Origin of the sequence: Rathayibacter sp. Leaf248 (assembly GCF_920939495.1) — a bacterium.
Lineage (GTDB): Bacteria > Actinomycetota > Actinomycetes > Actinomycetales > Microbacteriaceae > Rathayibacter > Rathayibacter caricis.
In genome coordinates this window covers 2,187,520-2,203,356 of the sequence record NZ_CAKLAV010000001.1, presented here as the reverse complement: position 1 = coordinate 2,203,356, position 15,837 = coordinate 2,187,520, and the positions used below count along the sequence as shown (strand labels likewise).

The following is a 15,837-nucleotide window of genomic DNA, read 5'->3' as shown; positions in this document are numbered from 1 at the left end:
TCGAGGGCATGGACACCCGCACCGAGATCAGGGACTTCCTGATCTCCCGCCGCAGCCGGCTCACGCCCGTGCAGGCGGGACTGCCGGACTTCGGCGGACGGCGACGGGTCCCGGGGCTCCGCCGCGAAGAGGTCGCCCTCCTCGCCGGGATGAGCGCCGAGTACTACCACCGCCTCGAGCAGGGCCGTGTCGGAGGAGTTTCGGAGGACGTCCTCGACGGGCTCTGCAGCGCACTGCGGCTCGACGACCGGGATCGGTCCCGGCTCTTCGAGCTGGTGCGCGCCGCCAACGGAGGCGAGCAGCCGCGCAGGCGCCGTTCCGCGCCCCGACCGATCGGACTGCGCCCGCCGGTGCAGCAGCTGCTCGACGCGATGGGCGACGTACCGGCGCTCGTGCAGAACGGGCGACTGGACGTGGTGGGCGCCAACCGCCTGGGAGCCGCGCTGTTCTCCGAGGCGCTCGACGCTCCGGCACGGAACCTCTGCCGCTTCGTCTTCCTCGACGGGCGCGCTCCCGTCTTCTTCCGCGACTGGGAGCGCATCGCGCAGCAGTGCGCGGCGCTGCTGCGTGCGGAAGCGGGCCGCCGCCCGTTCGACCGCCCGCTGACCGACCTGGTCGGCGAGCTCTCCACGCGCAGCGACTGCTTCCGCCACCTCTGGGCGTCGCGCGACGCGGGCGAGCACAGCGCAGGGCCGAAGCGGCTGCACCATCCGCTCGTCGGCGACCTCGACCTCGACTGCGAGGTGCTGGAGATCACGAGCGATCACGGGCTGCTGCTCGTCGCGTACACCGCATCCCAGGGATCGCGGTCGGCGGAGGATCTGCGGTTGCTGGCGAGCTGGTCCGCACCGGCCTCGGGGCCGGACGCCGTCGACGGCGGGACCGGGCCGGCGCGCTAACTCGAGTGGCGGGCCGGTGCGCCGGACCCCGCCAGGCTGCCGAGCAGCCGGAGCGCGTCCTGCGACGCGCTTCCGGGCTCCGCGGTCCAGGCCAGGAACAGCAGACCGGGGTCGCCGGAGAGCTGCATCGCCTCGTAGCCGAGGTCGAGATCGCCGACGTCGGGGTGGTGCAGCCGCTTCGCGCCGGTGCCGTGCTCGTCGACGTCGTGCTCGAGCCAGAGGCCCGCGAACTCGTCGCTGCGCCCGCGGAGCTCCGCGATCAGCTCGGCCAGCTGCGCGTCGCGAGGGGAGCGCCCGCTCTCGGCGCGCAGCAGCGAGACGATCTGCCGGGCGGAGTCGTCCCAGTCGCGGTAGAAGTCGCGCGCCTGCGCATCCAGGAACAGGAAGCGGGCGAAGTTCGCCGGCCGTCCCGGTCGGGCGTCGAGCCCCGCGAACAGCGCCCGCCCGAGCGCGTTGATCGCGACGACGTCCATCCGCCCGTTCTGCACCAGCGCCGGAACCCCGGTCATCGCGTCGAGCAGGCGCAGGACGCCGGAACCGACCCGCTGCTCGTGAGCCGCTGCCCGGCGCCGGGACGGGCGGACTCCGTCGGTCGCGGCCTGCACGAGGTCGTCGAGGTGCCGGCGCTCGGCGGTTTCGAGCTGGAGCGCCCGGGCGATGCCGTCGAGGATCTCCTCGGACAGCCCGAGGGCGTTCCCGCGCTCGAAGCGGACGTAGTACTCCACGCTCATCCCCGCGAGCAGCGCGACCTCCTCGCGGCGCAGCCCGGGGACGCGGCGCCGGCCGCCGTAGTCCGGCAGACCGGCCTGCGCGGGCGTCAGCCGGGCCCGCCTCGTCGTGAGGAACTCGCGGATCTCGGCGGCGGCGTCCATGCCCCGACGCTACGGCAGCGGTCGCGGTCGAGGGGGACCCTGCCGGTGACCCTCACGAGCGGGTCTGTCTCGACCCGTCGCTCCCCTCGTTGACTGACCTCAGCGCCCGCCCGACTCCCGGACGGGCCCTCGACGAAGGAAGCACGAGCATGGCTGACACGAACGTCTGGTTCATCACCGGAGCAGGACGAGGACTGGGCGTCGACATCGCCCGCGCCGCTCTCGCCGCGGGGCACGAGGTGGTCGCGACCGGTCGCGACTCCGACCGCGTGCGCACGGCGATCGGCGACCACGAGAACCTCCTCGCCGTCGCCCTCGACATCACCGATCCCGCCGCCGCAGAGAAGGCCGCGGCCGCCGCCGTCGAGCGCTTCGGACGCATCGACGTGCTCGTGAACAACGCGGGCAACTTCTACGCCGGCTACTTCGAGACACTCAGCGATGCGCAGATGCGCGCGCAGTTCGAGACGAACTTCTTCGGCGCCCTCTCGGTCACCCGCGCCGTCCTGCCGCTGCTCCGCGGGCAGCGGTCCGGGCAGATCATCACGGTCACCTCGACGGCCGGCTTCGTCGGCGGCGGCTTCACCTCGGCGTACGCCGCGTCGAAGTTCGCGCTCGAGGGGTGGATGGAGTCGCTCGATCCCGAGGTCGCGCCGTTCGGAGTCTCGACGATGTCCGTCGAGCCCGGCTTCTTCCGCACCGAGCTGCTGGTGGAGGGCTCCTCGACGATCCACCCCGAGATCGCGATCGACGACTACGCCGAGGGGACGGCGCAGACTCTCGCCGCCTTCTCCGGGATGCACGGGCAGCAGCCCGGCGATCCCGCGAAGCTGGCGCGCGCGCTCGTCACGCTGTCCGACTCCGGCGACCTCCCCCTCCGCTTCATCGCGGGAGCGGATGCGGCGGCATCGATCGAGCAGAAGCAGGCCGCGGTGCAGCAGCAGATCGACGCGCACCGCGCGCTCTCCGAGTCGCTCTCGCACGACTCCTGACCCCTCTCCCCAGGAAGGACACCACCGTGAACGCACCCCTCGGCATCATCGGCAGCGGAGCGATCGGGAGCACGCTCGCGCGCCTCGCGGTCGCCGGCGGCCTGGACGTCGTCCTCAGCAACTCCCGGGGCCCCGAGAGCCTCGCCGAGCTCGTCGAGCAGCTCGGGCCGCGCGCCCGAGCGGCGACCGTGCGGGAGGTGGCGGAGGAGTCGGACGTGATCGTCGCGGCGATCCCGCTCATCGCGCACACCGACCTCCCCGCCGACGCCCTCGCGGGCAAGGTCGTGCTGGACACCACGAACTACTACCCCCAGCGGGACGGCCGGATCGCGGTCCTGGACGACCGGGAGTCGACGGCGAGCGAGCTCGTGCAGGCGCACCTCGCGGACTCGTTCGTCGTGAAGGCGTTCAACAGCATCACGTTCGCGAGCCTGGGCAACGGGGCTCGACCGGCCGGGGACCTCGAGCGCAGCACTCTGCCGATCGCGAGGGAGGACGCGGACGCGAAGGCCCGGGCTGCGGAGGTCCTCGACGCGCTCGGCTACGACGCGCTCGACATCGGCGGACTCGCCCAGAGCTGGCGCAGCGAGCCGGGAACGCCGATCTACTGCGATCCGTACATGCCGGAGTGGCCGACCGAGGCGCTCCCGTTCGATCAGCTGCTCGCCTGGCTCCTCGCGGCGCCGGTCGTACCGGTGTCCCGGCGGCGAGCCCGGGACCTCATCGCGAGCGCCGTCCGCGGCCCCGCGGGAGGGTACTTCCCCGAGACGGCCTGAGCGGGTCAGGGCCCCGCTGTGCTCGCTCCCGGGCCGGTCGTGACGGGGTCGCTCCCGGCGGCCCGGCGGGCGAGCGAGGTGAGCGCGTCGTGGGACGCGCTCCCCGGGGCCGCCGAGAACACGATCAGCTGGAGACCCTGCTCCGAGGCGAGGTCCATCGACTCGAAGGACAGATCGAGGTCGCCGACGAGCGGGTGGTGCAGGCGCTTCACGCCGGTGCGGTGCTCCTTCACGTCGTGCGCCGACCAGATGCCGCGGAAGACCTCGTTGCGAGTCGAGAGCTCGCCGATCAGCGAGGTGAGCTGCCGGTCCGAAGGGCTCCGTCCCGCTTCGCGTCGCAGGAGCGCGACGGACTGCCGTCGCGAGTCGGCCAGGTCGCGGTAGAAGGTCTCGGCGCGAGCGTCGAGGAAGCCGAAGCGCGCCGCGTTCATCGGCGCCGGCTGATCGGCGAACATCTCCGAGAACACCGCCCGGCCGAGCCGGTTGGTCGCGACGCAGTCCAGCCGCCCGTTCTGCACGTAGACCGGGACGGTCGACATCGCGTCGACCATCTGCTGGACGGAGGCTCGCACGCGGGACGTCCGCGGGACGGTGCGACGCTGCATTGGATGCGCGGCCGCGTTCGCCGCCCGCACGAGGTCGAGGAGGTGCGCGTGCTCCGCCTCCGTCAGCTGCAGTGCTCGGCTGATGCCCTGGAGGACCGCCTCGGAGACCCCGGCGGCGTTGCCGCGCTCGAGGCGCTTGTAGTACTCGGAGCTCATCCCGGCGAGCAGCGCCACCTCTTCGCGGCGCAGGCCAGGCACGCGTCGGCGCCCGCCGAAGTCGGGGAGCCCGGCCGCCTCGGGTGTGAGCTTGCCGCGCCTGGACGTGAGGAACTCGCTGATCTCGGCACGGCTGTCCATGCGAGCGACGCTACGCGCTGGAGCGGCGGGGAGGGGGTCCTCCGTGTTAACCCCCGGGCACCGGCGCCATCCCGCAGGCGGGTCCCGCCGGGGCACCCTACGGGCGGGACTGGCTCGGATCCGGCGACGCGGATCGACTGGGGGCATGAGAAGAATCCCCGCCGTCCTCGCTGCGACCGTCCTCGTCGCCGCGCTCTCCGCCTGCTCGACCGGATCGACGGGTGAGGCGTCCGACGTCCTGTCCACGCCGACCAGCGCGGCCTCCGCGACCGGTTCGGCCTCACCCGGCCCTGCCTCGCCCGGCCCTGCCTCGCCGCCTCCGATCGCGACGGCTCCCGCGGAGACTCCCGCGACGTCGACCGCGATCACCCTGACCGCGGGCGACGAGGTCGTCATGGCCGTGCTGAACGACAGCCGGGTCTCGCAGGACCTCCTCGCGATGCTCCCCGTCGAGCTGCCCTGGTTCCGCAACCTCGGCATCGAGTACATCACCGAGCTCGACGCGCCGCTCACCGAGACCGGTCCGTTCTTCACGGACGTCCAGCCCGGCGACATCGTCTACTACAACCCCGCGGACAGCTTCACGATCATCTACGAGGAGACGAGCTCGGTCCCGACCCTGACCCTCATGGGAGAGATCTCGTCCGACCTCTCGGTGTTCCGCAGCCTCCCGGACGACGTGGTGTTCACGGTCGAGGTCGCGGAGTAGCCGGTCCGCGCCCGCCGGCCGCTCGTGCGGACGCCGCGAGCGGGGAAGGGCGGGTGCGCTCCGCCGGGGCCGCCGTGCCGACGTCGGGAGGGCTCAGCCGACTCCGACGTCGGCCTTCTCGGACCGGGCCCGCGCAGCTCTCCCGGCCAGGTAGGCGTCGGTCTCCGCGCGCACGGCGTCGAGGGAGCGACCGCTCCACCGCGCGATCGCCTCATCGATGTGGTGCCGCACGACCCCCTCGAGATCGATGCCCGGGTCGATCAACCAGCCGAGCTCGACGCCGTCGAGGACGCCGATCATCACCCTGACCTCGCGCTCGACGAGCTCGGGGGAGAGAGGCTTCACGACGCCGTCGTCGACCAGGCGCTGCAGCTCGCGCGTCATCGTCCGGTGGGTGGTCTGCTGACGCGCGCGCATGAACGGCCGGGCGGGGTGGTCCTCCTGCGTCGCCTCGGTGGACATCGTGAGGAACAGCTGGATCAGACCGGGATGGGCGACGTGGTAGCGCATCAGGGGGATGTTCGCGCGGAAGTAGTCCAGCCCGCGCTCGCCGTCGGACTGCGAGCTGACGACGTTCCAGTTCTCGAGCACCGCGACAAGGAGCAGCTCCTTGCTCGTGAAGTAGCCGACCAGGGTCGCCGGAGTCGTGCCGACCATCTCGGCGATCGTCCGGAGCGATCCGCCGTGGTAGCCGTACTGCCCGAAGACCACCGTCGCGGCGTCGACGATCTCGCGACGGCGCTTCAGTCCGTTCTTGTAGGGGCCTCTCGGCTTCGTGCCCCGGTCCTCGCGCGCTGTCATCGACCGCCTCCTCCGGCAGTCTATTCGGTCGTTGCTTAAACCTGAACGTGCATGTATGTTTCAGGAAACCTGACCGGTCGATCAAGTTTCGAGCGGTCCACTCGACGAGGAGAACCGAATGCCGAGATCGATGAGCGTCCGGACGATGCTCTCGCCCGTCCGCGACCTGCTCGACGACCGCGAGGTCGGCGCGTGATCGGCGTCGGCATCCTGGGAGCCGGCCCCGTGACCCAGGCGATCCACCTGCCGGCGCTCGCGCGCTTGACCGGGACCTTCCGGGTGGTGCGCGTCATGGACGTGAGCGCCGAGGTCGCGCGCGCCGTGGCGGACCGGGTCGGCGCGACCTGGACGACCGACGTGGTGCAGCTCCTGTCCGACCCCGCGGTCGAGGTCGTGGCCGTCTGCTCTCCGCACCGCTTCCACGCGGAGCAGGTCATCGCCGCGTGCCGAGCAGGCAAGAAGGCGATCCTCTGCGAGAAGCCGTTCGCGATGACGAGCGAGGAGGCCGAGCGCATCGCCGCGGTGAGCGCCGAGACGGGCGTGCCCATCCTGGTCGGCGCGATGCACGCCTACGATCCCGCCTGGCTCGCGGTGTCCGACCGCCTCGCCACCGGGGACGTGCACACCGTCCGGTCGTCGATAGTCCTGCCGCCGAATACTCGTTTCGAGGACTTCGCGACCGAGGTGGAAGGACGGCCGGAGCCCGCGGAGCAGGGCTCGGTCCGGAGCCTCGAGCAGGCGGCCGAGGCGATCACGGGCGGAATCATGGGGCTGGCGATCCACGACCTCCCGCTCGTCCGCGCACTCGTCGGTCCCGGCTGGGACGACATCGAGGTGCACTCGGCCGAGATGCTGGACCCGTTCGGGTACCTCATCGTGCTGACGGCGGGCCGGGTGCAGATCGAGCTCCACGCCCTGATGAGCGACAACTGGGCCCCGGACTGGCGTCTGACGGCGATCGGAGTGGACACCGTCGCCGAGATCGAGTTCACTCCCTCGTACGTCCAGGCGGGCTCGGGCACGGCCTCCCTCGTCGGCGGCGGACTGGTGCGGACCTTCCTCCCCGCCGACCACAACGGCTACGAGGGCGAGTGGCGCGAGATCGCGTCGGCCGTGGACGGCGCCCCGCCCCGCATCGCGGCGGACGCGCTGATCGACGATCTCCGCTTCGCGCTGGAGATCGCACGCCGCGCCGCCGATCGCGTGCTGGCGGGGGAGGGGGTCCTCGTATGACCGCTCTGACCCTCGCCGCCCTCGGCACCGTGCGCGAGACGGGAGCGATCGATGCCGTCGTCGCATCCCTCCCCGTCTCGCTGGCGTTCGGCCGGAGCGCGGTGGACCTGGTCGCCGTGGACGGCTCCACGGGATGGACGACCGAGGTCCTCCGAGCACGCGAGGCCGGCGCGCGAGGAGTGCTCGTCGTCGATCCCCGCGAGGAGGACGTGAGCGCTGGTCACGCGCTCGGCTTCCCGGTCGTCCTCGACCGTCCCTTCTCCGGGAATCCGGGCGTCGAGGACGTCAGGTCCGCCCTCGCCGACGTCGAACCGCGAGCTCTTCTGGAAGCCCGTGTGGTCGTGCCGACCGGCACGGCCCTCCGGCACGCCCTGCTCGAGCAGCTCGCCCTCGTGCGCGCCGCGCACGCACCGCTCGAGTCGGCCGCCCTCGTCATCAGCACTCCGCGCGGGTACACCGTCCGGGGCCGGCTGCGCACGGGTCGCGCCGTCCTCCTCACCGGCGCGGTGAGCGACGCCGTCCCGACATCCGCCACCCTCCGAGCCGTCGGCGCGGACGTGATCGTCGATGCCTGCATCCCCTCTCCCGAGACGGCTCGGCCGCTCCGGGCGACGATCACGACGTCGAACGGGCAGACCATGCTCCCGACCCGCTACGAGACCGCCCACCGGTTCAGCTGGCGCCGTCTGATCGCTCTCGTGCGAGCGGAGGAGTCCTCCACCGATCTCGAGGACTTCGCGGCCGATCGAGCCGTCATCGCCTCGCTCTCACCACTCCTGCACTGATCCGCGCACGCTGCACCGCCCACCGACCCCTCACCTCACTAAGGAGACATTGCAATGACGCAAACACACATCTTCCAGAGCTCGGCCTTCTCGCGCCGCGGCTTCCTCGGCGTCGCCGGAGGCGCGGCGGCGCTGGCGACCCTCGCCGCGTGCTCCTCCGGGGGCGGGAGCTCGTCCTCCGACGCCCTGAAGTTCTGGGACATGCCCTGGGGGCCGGCGGAGTACAGCACGGCCGCCCAGCGGGTCACCGAGTCCTACGCTCCGAGCGGCTCTCTTCCCGCGGCCGAGTACCAGGTGATCCAGTGGTCGAACTTCTCGCAGACGTTCTCCTCGGCCATCGCGTCCAGGACCGGCCCGGCGGTGTCCACGGGCGGTGGCTTCCAGGCGTTCCAGTTCGCCGAGCAGGGCGCGATCGCGTACGCCGACGACCTCCTCGAGAGGTTCAAGGCCGACGGCACCTATGACGACTTCCTCCCCGGCACCATCGAGAGCCTGAATACCCCGGACGGCTACGCGGCGATCCCCTCCGCACTCGACATGCGCGTGTGGTGGTACAACAAGCGCATCTTCGACGAGAACGGCCTCACCGTGCCGACGACGTGGGACGAGTACTTCACCGTCGCCCGGGCACTCAAGGCGAAGGGCCTCTTCGCCTTCGGCAGCGGAGCCGGCGCGAACAACAACATCGGCCTGCACAGCATGCTCGTGATGATGATCAACAACGGCGGCGGGCTCTACAACCCCGACGGCGAGCTCGACGTCGTGAACGAGCGCAACATCGAGGCGATGGAGTTCGTCCGCCAGCTCGCGCTGGAGGGCATCATCGACCCCGCCTCGCCGAGCTACTCGACCGACAACCTGACCGCGCAGTGGGCCAACGGCACGATCGCGATGGGCATCAACACCCCGGGGCTGAACGCGACACTCGGCGACACGAACGCCGACGTGGTCGTCGCCGAGCCGATGGCCTCGCCCAGCGGAGAGCAGGGCACGCTGCAGTTCGTGAACAACCTGATGATGTACACGAACACCCCCTCCCAGGAGGGATCGGAGGAGTTCCTCACCTACTGGATCAAGAACATGACGCCGCTGTTCCAGCAGAACCTCCAGTCGAACCTGCCCATCCTGAAGTCGCTCACCGCTCTCCCGGAGTTCCAGGCGGACACCGAGAAGACGAAGATCATCAACGACTGGCAGCCGGTCGCCAAGACCTACGCCGCCCGGTCCTCGTTCGTCGACGCGCGACTCGCGTCCATCGACGGCGGTCAGGGTCTGCGTGCCTTCGCGCAGACCATGCTCGCCGGACAGACCGACCCGCAGGTCGCCCTCGAAGCGCTGGGTGCCTCGCTCGGTGAGCTGTAGGCGAACCGGATGACCTCCACCAGCATCACATCGTCGCTGAAGCGCGCGGCGACCGGCGTCGGCGCGAGCGGGCGGGGGGCGTCGCAGCCCCTCCGCCCGCGGCGCCGCCGCTCCCGTGGAGCGCTCACTCTGGTGCTCCTCGTCGCTCCGTCGGTGTTCCTTCTCCTGCTGATCAACGCCTATCCGGTGATCTACGCAGGGATCCAGTCCGTGCGCAACGGCTCCCTGATCGCCACGGGGGACTTCGTCGGCCTCGCGAACTTCACCGATGTGCTCCAGGCGCCCACCTTCTGGAAAGCCGCTGGCTTCACGCTCGTCTTCACCGTGGTCGGGGTCTTCGGGTCGTGGATCATCGGCCTCGCCCTCGCGCTCCTGCTGCGCACCCGGGTCCCCGGCGCCGGCACTTTCAAGGTCCTGCTCCTGCTCCCGTGGATCATCCCGGTGGTCGTCTCGGCGACCGCCTGGAACTACCTGGTCGCGACGCCGGACTCCCCGGTCCCCGCTCTCTTCCAGGCCCTGGGCTGGGGGACGCCCCTCTTCCTCGCCGATCCCACTCTCGCGGCGGTGATGGTGTGCGTCTTCAAGGTGTGGGTGTCGTTCCCGTTCATGACACTGATGACCTCCGCGTCACTGGCGGCCGTGGACGGGAACGTCTACGAGGCATCCGGGATGGACGGCGCCTCGAAATGGCAGCAGTTCCGGCTGATGACGCTTCCGCTGATCGCCCGATCGACGTACATCTCGTGGATCCTCATGACGATCTTCTGCGTCAACGACTTCCCGACCATCTACCTGCTGACTGGCGGTGGCCCGGTCGACGCGACGACCTCGCTCGTCGTCCTCGCCTACCGGAGGGTCTTCCAGGACTTCCAGACAGGACCCGGGGTCGCGATCGCCTTCCTCATGACGATCACCCTCGTCATCGTCTCCGTCGTCCTCTACCGCCAGATCAGAAAGTCGGCCATCGAATGAGCACGTCGATCCTGCACGAGAACGTGAAGGCGGCACCGTCGCCCGCACGTCGCCGGACGTCCGCTGTCGCCCCCGGTGACCGCGGCAAGTGGGGGCGCTTCACGCTGCTGCTCGTCGTGACCGCGATCATCCTCATCCCGATCGTCGTGACTCTCGTCCTCTCCGTCCGGCCCGGCACCTACTCCAGCGGAACCGGCTTCACCCTCGAGAACTTCACCTACGTCTTCACCACCACCGCCACCCTCACCTGGCTGGGGAACTCGGTCGCCGTGACGCTGGCCTCGGTGCTGATCTCGGTCGCGGTCGCGGCTCCCGCAGGCTACGTGCTCTCCCGAGGACGCAGCAGGCTCGTCTCCGGCTACTCGCTGCTGCTGTTCGTCGTGCAGTCACTCCCGGTCATCACCTCCGTCGTGCCGCTGTTCATCCTGTTCGCGAACTTCGGCCTGGTCGACAACCTCGTCGGCATCACGATCATCTACGTCGGGTCGGCGATGTCGGTCGCCACCTGGATGATGGCGGCCTACTTCGACACGATCCCGATGTCGCTCGAAGAGGCGGCGTGGATCGACGGCGCCTCCGTCTTCGGCGGCTTCCTCCGCGTGGTGCTGCGCAACTCGCTGCCGGGGATCCTCTCGACCGCGATCTTCACGTTCCTGCTCGCGTGGAACGACTACCTCGTCGCGATCGTGTTCCTGCGTTCGACGGACACCTTCACCCTGCCGATGGGTGTGCAGTCGTTCTTCCAGCAGAACGCGACCGACTGGGGCTCGGTCATGGCCGTCGCGGTCGTGATGATGCTCCCGCCGGTGATCATGTTCGCGTTCCTGAACAGGTACTTCTCGGTCGGCGGGATCGGAGGCTCGCTCGCCGGACGATGATCGCAGCGGGCGCCGGATCCTCGGTCTGCGACCGGGCTCGGCCGGCGCCCGTCGTCGTCGGAGTCGCCGCCGTCCCGCCACTGCTGCTCGGGCGTTCTCCGAACATCGGCTGACGGGGAGGTCCAACGGCTGACGGCCGAGAGACCCTCTTCCCAGCTGAGGTTCTGCGCCCGGGTCAGAGCGGCTCGATGCGGAGGATGCGGTCGTCGCCCTCGCGCGGCTCCAGACGGCTGTTCGTGTTGCCCGTGACGAACCAGAGCGAGCCGTCGGGTGCCGGGGTGACGGCGCGGATCCGTCCGTAGTCACCCGTGTAGAGGTCGGTGGCGGAGGAGGGATCCCCGACCGGCACGGTGCGCAGGCGCTCGCCGCGCAGGTTGGCGAGGTAGACGGTGCCGTCCAGCACCGCGACTCCGCTCGGGCTGGCGTCGGCCGGCGCCCACTGCTGCACCGGGTCGACGAAGTCGTCGTCGCCCGCGACTCCCTCGGCCTCCGGCCAGCCGTAGTCCGCACCGGCGGTGATGATGTTCAGCTCGTCCCAGGTGTCCTGGCCGAACTCGCTGGCGAACATCGTGCCGTCCTCGGCCCAGCCCAGACCCTGCACGTTGCGGTGACCGGAGCTGTAGACGAGGGAGTCGGGGTACGGGTTGTCCTCGGGGACGCCTCCGTCGGCGGTCATCCGGAGGATCTTGCCCGAGAGTGCGCCGAGGTCCTGCGCGCTCGCGCGGTCGCCTGCGTCGCCGACTCCCGCGTAGAGCAGTCCGTCGGGGCCGAAGGCGATCCGCCCGCCGTTGTGGAACGTCGCCGACGGGAGACCGTCGAGGATCGTGCGCTCGTTCTCGAGCCGGAGGGACCCGGGGGAGCCGGCGAGGTCGAAGCGCTGGATGCGATTGCCGTCGGGTCCGGTCGAGTAGGCGTAGAGGCGGCTCTGCTCGTCGACGGCGAGACCCAGCAGCCCGCCCTCGCCCTGGCGCACGACGTCGTCGAGCTCGGCGACCTCGCGGGCCTCGCCGCTGTCGTCGAGCTCGAGGATCCGGCCGGTGTCGCGCTCGCTGACGAGCGGCGTCGTGCCGGCGAAGACGATCGACCAGGGGGTTGTGAGGCCGGTCGTGATCTCGGTCGGCGCGGGGGCGGCCGTCGCGGTGGCGGGAGTGGTCGCGGCGCCCGGGGTGTCCGAGGCGGTGCAGCCGCTCAAGAGCGCCGCGACGGCGACGGTGAGGCCGAGGGAGGTCGTGGTGCGGCGGGTCATGGCGGTCTCCTCCGTGACGATTCGTGCTCGAGCAGCCGGGTACGTCACCCGGTCACGCTAGACGCGGCAGCTGCGCGATGGCCGATCGATGGTCCACCGGCCGGCGCCCGCAGTCCTCCGTCGCCGATGTGTCGGAGCGACTCGCCGACTCCCGCGGACAGCGCCGAGCGCGGCGAAGGCACCGGACCTGCGGGCCCCGAGGGGCTCGCCGGTCCGGTGCCATGCGGGAGGCGTCGCAGCTCCTGCGACACCTCCGTCAGCAGCTGCGGCTGGCGTACGCCGTCGTCTGCGTCGTCGACGCCCGCTGGCCGGAGACGGTCCCGGTCCCGACGACGGAGACTTCGCCGGCGGGCATGCTGCTCTGGCGCGTGGTGAAGGCGACACTCGCACTCTTCCCCGCCGCGATCGCCGTGAACGACTTCGTGCCGTACGCGCTGGTGACCACGGCGTCGATCGGTCCGGTGCTGCGGTTCGTCACCTTGACCGTGAGGATCGACTTCGCAGTCAGGCAGCGGCTGGTGGCACTCGTCTCGAAGGCGACCACCGGGCCGACGGCGGCGGTGGTCTCCCTGGCAAGACGCACCGTCGCCGTGGCCGCTGCGAGACCGGGGAGAGCGAGTCGCGCGGTCGCACCGTCGCTGGTGATCGGCTGGCCCGTCGAGACGCCGTCGACGGTCACCGTGTAGCGACCGGCGGGGAGCTTCGACAGGACGATCGCCGGGGTGCCGGCGACGCCGGCGGGCCGGTCGAGGACCAGCTCGATCGTGCCGAGGTCGTTCGCGACATCGGCACGGGAGTAGCGGGCTCCTGTGATCTCGAAGCGGAAGCCGCCGCGTGTGAACATCGTCAGGCGCTGGCGGACCCCGTCCTTCGGGACGACCCGGGACGAGGTGCCGACCGTCGTCAGGTCCGCTCCGTACGCGTAGGTGCCCACGATCGGATCCTCCACCACGGTGACGGTCGCGGCGCGGACCCCTCCCCAGAAGCCGAGCGCCGACTCGCCGGACCACGCCCACCAGCCATCGAGGATCGGCATCCAGCCGTACTCGTTGGCGCCCTTCTCGCTCTGGTAGATCCACGACGCTGCGCCGATGTTCGCGGCGAGCGGGCTGATCTGGCCCGAGTTGATGTTGGCCCAACCCGCCAGGTAGGCGCCGTAGGTCGATCGCGTCGCGTCGGCGAAGTCCCGGTCGGAGGTGCTCGCGTAGTTCACCAGGTAGTCGTGCTGCTGCCATGCTCCGAGCTGGCACTCGTAGCTCAGGTTCCACCAGGACTCGCCCATGTGCCGGTTGTCGGAGCCGTAGAAGTACCAGAGCGGCTGGAGCCCGCGGCAGGCGAGCGAGGAGCGCTGCACGCGGTCGACGAGTTCGCGGTTCCCGTACATCTTGCCGAGGGTGTACGTCGACTCGAACCCGGTCGTGTCGATGCTGATCTCAGAGCGGAACGGGTACTTCTCGGCGAACAGCACGTCGCGCTTGCCCTCGATCAGCGTCCGCAGGCGGTCGGCCTCGGTGGTCCGCCCGGCACCGCGCAGCGCCTCGAGGATGAAGGGGTAGGTCTGCTCGCCCATGAGTCCGTGCTCACGGGCGGCATCGCCGATCGGAGTCGGCAGCGGGACCTTCGTGTACATGGCTTCGAGGGTCCGGTAGGTCAGCTCGAGGTACTCCGCCGAGCTGCGCGCGGTCCCGAGCGAGGGGTACTGCGCCGCGATCCGGTGCATCGCGAAGTACGTGTTCGCGACGTGGATGTAGTTGTACACGCGCCAGACGCCCTGGTCGTTCGGGGTGTCGTCGCGACCGTCGTACCAGCGGAAGACCTGGTAGGTCGGAGTGCCGTCGGCGTTCTTCTTGCCCTGGAGGTAGCCGAGCAGGAAGTTGTCGATGTAGTAGTCGATCGCGTCGATCTCGGCCTTCACCGGTGCGACGAGGTTCTTCTCGGCGAGGAAGGCGGCGGGAGCCAGACCCAGGTCGTCGGAGCCGCCGGCCATCCACTCCTTCCACCCGCCACCGGGATAGTCGTCCCAGGTGATCAGCTTCTGATTGCTGAGGTCCCACTGCAGGAACGCGCCGTCGTAGCCGCGGGTCGTCCTGGCCTGCTGCTTCGAGGTGAGGAACGCGGAGTGCAGCCCGATGAGCCTCTCGACCGGTTCGATCGCGTAGTACTGCAGGACGGATTCACGGGTGCCGCCGTACGTGACGGTGACGGTGCTCGCTCCCAGCTGCGGGAGGGAGAGCTCGAAGAGCGAGTAGCCGTTGCGCTCGCCCTGCGGTGTCACCGTGATGTTGCGGCCCGCCTGCCCGACGACGGAGGTGATGCCCGACTTCGCGCGAACGGCCAGCGTCGCCTTCTGATCCTGCGGGATGACCATTCCCGGCAGCGAGACGACGTCGACGACGCCCGCGTCGAAGAGCACATCCCGCAGGTCGGCGTAATCGGCCGCCCAGCGGAAAGTGAATCCGTAGGTCTTCTCCTGCCCCGGCGCGAGGACGAGAGAGGTGGTGGGCAGGTAGGTGCCGGCCTGATTGCGACGCTGCGGTACGGAGCCGGCCGAGTGGATGTAGAACTCGACGAGTCCTTCCCACTGCGGGTCCCGCTCGCCGAACGGCCCCTCGCCGGGTCGGGCCTTGTTCTTGAACTCCAGGGAGGTGCCGTCTTGAGGCACGAGCACGAGGAACGGGCCCTCTCCGTTGGGCCGCTGCCAGTAGAGGTAGGAACCGTCCTTGGCGACGAAGGAGTGGCGCGCGACGTTCTTCTCGTAGATGCCCGTCTGGTTGGAGCCGTCCCACCACGAGTTCATCAGGAAGGGCAGTCCGACGTCGACGAACTCCAGCGACTCGGTCGAGGTGTTCCGCAGGGTCATCGTCCAACTGATCCGGTCGCGGGCAGCGCCGGTCAGTTCGTACTTCTGCGTGAGGTCGAATCCGCGGATGCCGTACTGGTTGCCCGCCTGACCGGAGTACGCGACGGTGATCGACGACGCGGTGGAGGTCACCGTGCGGATGTCGTCCGAGAGGCCGGTGATCGCGGGCGCGATCGCGGTCGAGGCGCCCCGCTTGACCCCGAAGACCGCGTCGCCCGTCCATCGGGAGTCGTCGAGGTCGAACTCCGGGCGCAGATCCGGGTTGGAGACGTGGTTGGTCGCGTACTGATCCGTGGGGTTGACGAGGGTGAAGACGCCTCCCGTCGCCTGGTCGACGCGGAAGTCGAAGACGGGGGAGGAGAGGCTGCGGTACGGGCCGACGGCGGCCGCGGCGAGCGGGCCGGCCGTCGCCGCGAGAACAGCACCTCCGGCGGAGCCGACGAGCACCGTGCGTCGGCTGAGGTCTTTCGAGAGCGGGTTCCGACCGGCGAGGGGCGAGGCAGGGGTGTGAGGGAGCTTCATTGCTTCTCTTTCGTGAGGAGGAGGGGGA

Annotated in this window: 14 protein-coding genes; 9 read left to right on the top strand and 5 right to left on the bottom strand. The window is 70.3% G+C overall.

Going from position 1 to position 15,837, the window contains the following annotated elements:
• Positions 1-8 precede the first annotated feature (8 nt).
• Entirely contained in the window at positions 9-899 is an 891-nt protein-coding gene (locus LRG51_RS10530) for a helix-turn-helix transcriptional regulator (RefSeq protein WP_055785211.1), read from the top strand.
• Here the strand turns inward: LRG51_RS10530 and LRG51_RS10525 are convergent.
• Positions 896-1,771, bottom strand: a complete 876-nt coding sequence (locus tag LRG51_RS10525) for a helix-turn-helix domain-containing protein (protein ID WP_230672692.1) — start codon at positions 1,769-1,771, stop codon at positions 896-898. The genes LRG51_RS10530 and LRG51_RS10525 overlap by 4 nt on opposite strands.
• Before the next feature lie 149 nt (positions 1,772-1,920).
• Here LRG51_RS10525 and LRG51_RS10520 point away from each other — a divergent pair, with 149 nt between their 5' ends.
• Both LRG51_RS10520 and LRG51_RS10515 read left to right on the top strand, forming a co-directional pair.
• Positions 1,921-2,763, top strand: a complete 843-nt coding sequence (locus LRG51_RS10520) for an SDR family NAD(P)-dependent oxidoreductase (protein WP_055785217.1) — start codon at positions 1,921-1,923, stop codon at positions 2,761-2,763.
• A 26-nt stretch (positions 2,764-2,789) separates the two neighbouring features.
• Positions 2,790-3,539, top strand: a complete 750-nt coding sequence (locus tag LRG51_RS10515; protein WP_230672689.1) for an NADPH-dependent F420 reductase — start codon at positions 2,790-2,792, stop codon at positions 3,537-3,539.
• A 5-nt stretch (positions 3,540-3,544) separates the two neighbouring features.
• Here the strand turns inward: LRG51_RS10515 and LRG51_RS10510 are convergent, their stop codons facing one another.
• Positions 3,545-4,441, bottom strand: a complete 897-nt coding sequence (locus LRG51_RS10510) for a helix-turn-helix transcriptional regulator (protein ID WP_230672686.1) — start codon at positions 4,439-4,441, stop codon at positions 3,545-3,547.
• Between the two features lie 145 nt (positions 4,442-4,586).
• On the opposite strand from LRG51_RS10510, the gene LRG51_RS10505 reads away from it, so the two are divergent.
• The gene (locus tag LRG51_RS10505; RefSeq protein ID WP_230672684.1) at positions 4,587-5,150 is read left to right on the top strand and encodes a cyclophilin-like fold protein; all 564 of its coding nucleotides are present in this window, start codon (positions 4,587-4,589) and stop codon (positions 5,148-5,150) included.
• A 93-nt stretch (positions 5,151-5,243) separates the two neighbouring features.
• On the opposite strand, the gene LRG51_RS10500 is transcribed toward LRG51_RS10505, so the two are convergent.
• A complete protein-coding gene (locus tag LRG51_RS10500) occupies positions 5,244-5,951 on the bottom strand; it encodes a TetR/AcrR family transcriptional regulator (RefSeq protein WP_055785229.1) in 708 nt (235 codons plus the stop codon).
• A 192-nt stretch (positions 5,952-6,143) separates the two neighbouring features.
• Between LRG51_RS10500 and LRG51_RS10495 the strand changes: the two genes are divergently transcribed.
• From LRG51_RS10495 to LRG51_RS10475, 5 genes are read left to right on the top strand one after another with little or no spacing between them, the layout of a single operon-like run.
• Positions 6,144-7,184 carry a Gfo/Idh/MocA family protein gene (locus LRG51_RS10495; protein ID WP_230672681.1) on the top strand — a complete coding sequence of 347 codons (1,041 nt, stop codon included), beginning with the start codon at positions 6,144-6,146 and terminating at the stop codon, positions 7,182-7,184.
• On the top strand, positions 7,181-7,969 hold the full coding sequence (locus LRG51_RS10490; protein ID WP_230672678.1) for a hypothetical protein: 789 nt from the start codon (positions 7,181-7,183) through the stop codon (positions 7,967-7,969). Before LRG51_RS10495 ends, LRG51_RS10490 begins: the two co-directional genes overlap by 4 nt.
• A 54-nt stretch (positions 7,970-8,023) precedes the next feature.
• Positions 8,024-9,331: an ABC transporter substrate-binding protein gene (locus LRG51_RS10485; RefSeq protein WP_230672676.1), complete on the top strand. Its 1,308-nt coding sequence runs from the start codon at positions 8,024-8,026 to the stop codon at positions 9,329-9,331.
• Positions 9,332-9,340: 9 nt separating this feature from the next.
• Complete coding sequence (locus LRG51_RS10480) at positions 9,341-10,303, top strand: carbohydrate ABC transporter permease (RefSeq protein WP_230672673.1); 963 nt, start codon at positions 9,341-9,343, stop codon at positions 10,301-10,303.
• Positions 10,300-11,181, top strand: coding sequence for a carbohydrate ABC transporter permease (locus LRG51_RS10475; protein ID WP_055785246.1), 882 nt, complete (start codon positions 10,300-10,302; stop codon positions 11,179-11,181). Before LRG51_RS10480 ends, LRG51_RS10475 begins: the two co-directional genes overlap by 4 nt.
• Positions 11,182-11,356: 175 nt before the next feature.
• Here LRG51_RS10475 and LRG51_RS10470 read toward each other — a convergent pair whose 3' ends face one another.
• Both LRG51_RS10470 and LRG51_RS10465 read right to left on the bottom strand, forming a co-directional pair.
• Positions 11,357-12,427, bottom strand: coding sequence for a PQQ-dependent sugar dehydrogenase (locus tag LRG51_RS10470; RefSeq protein ID WP_230672671.1), 1,071 nt, complete (start codon positions 12,425-12,427; stop codon positions 11,357-11,359).
• Positions 12,428-12,683: 256 nt separating this feature from the next.
• Positions 12,684-15,809, bottom strand: coding sequence for a DUF5695 domain-containing protein (locus tag LRG51_RS10465; RefSeq protein ID WP_230672668.1), 3,126 nt, complete (start codon positions 15,807-15,809; stop codon positions 12,684-12,686).
• Positions 15,810-15,837: the final 28 nt, after the last annotated feature.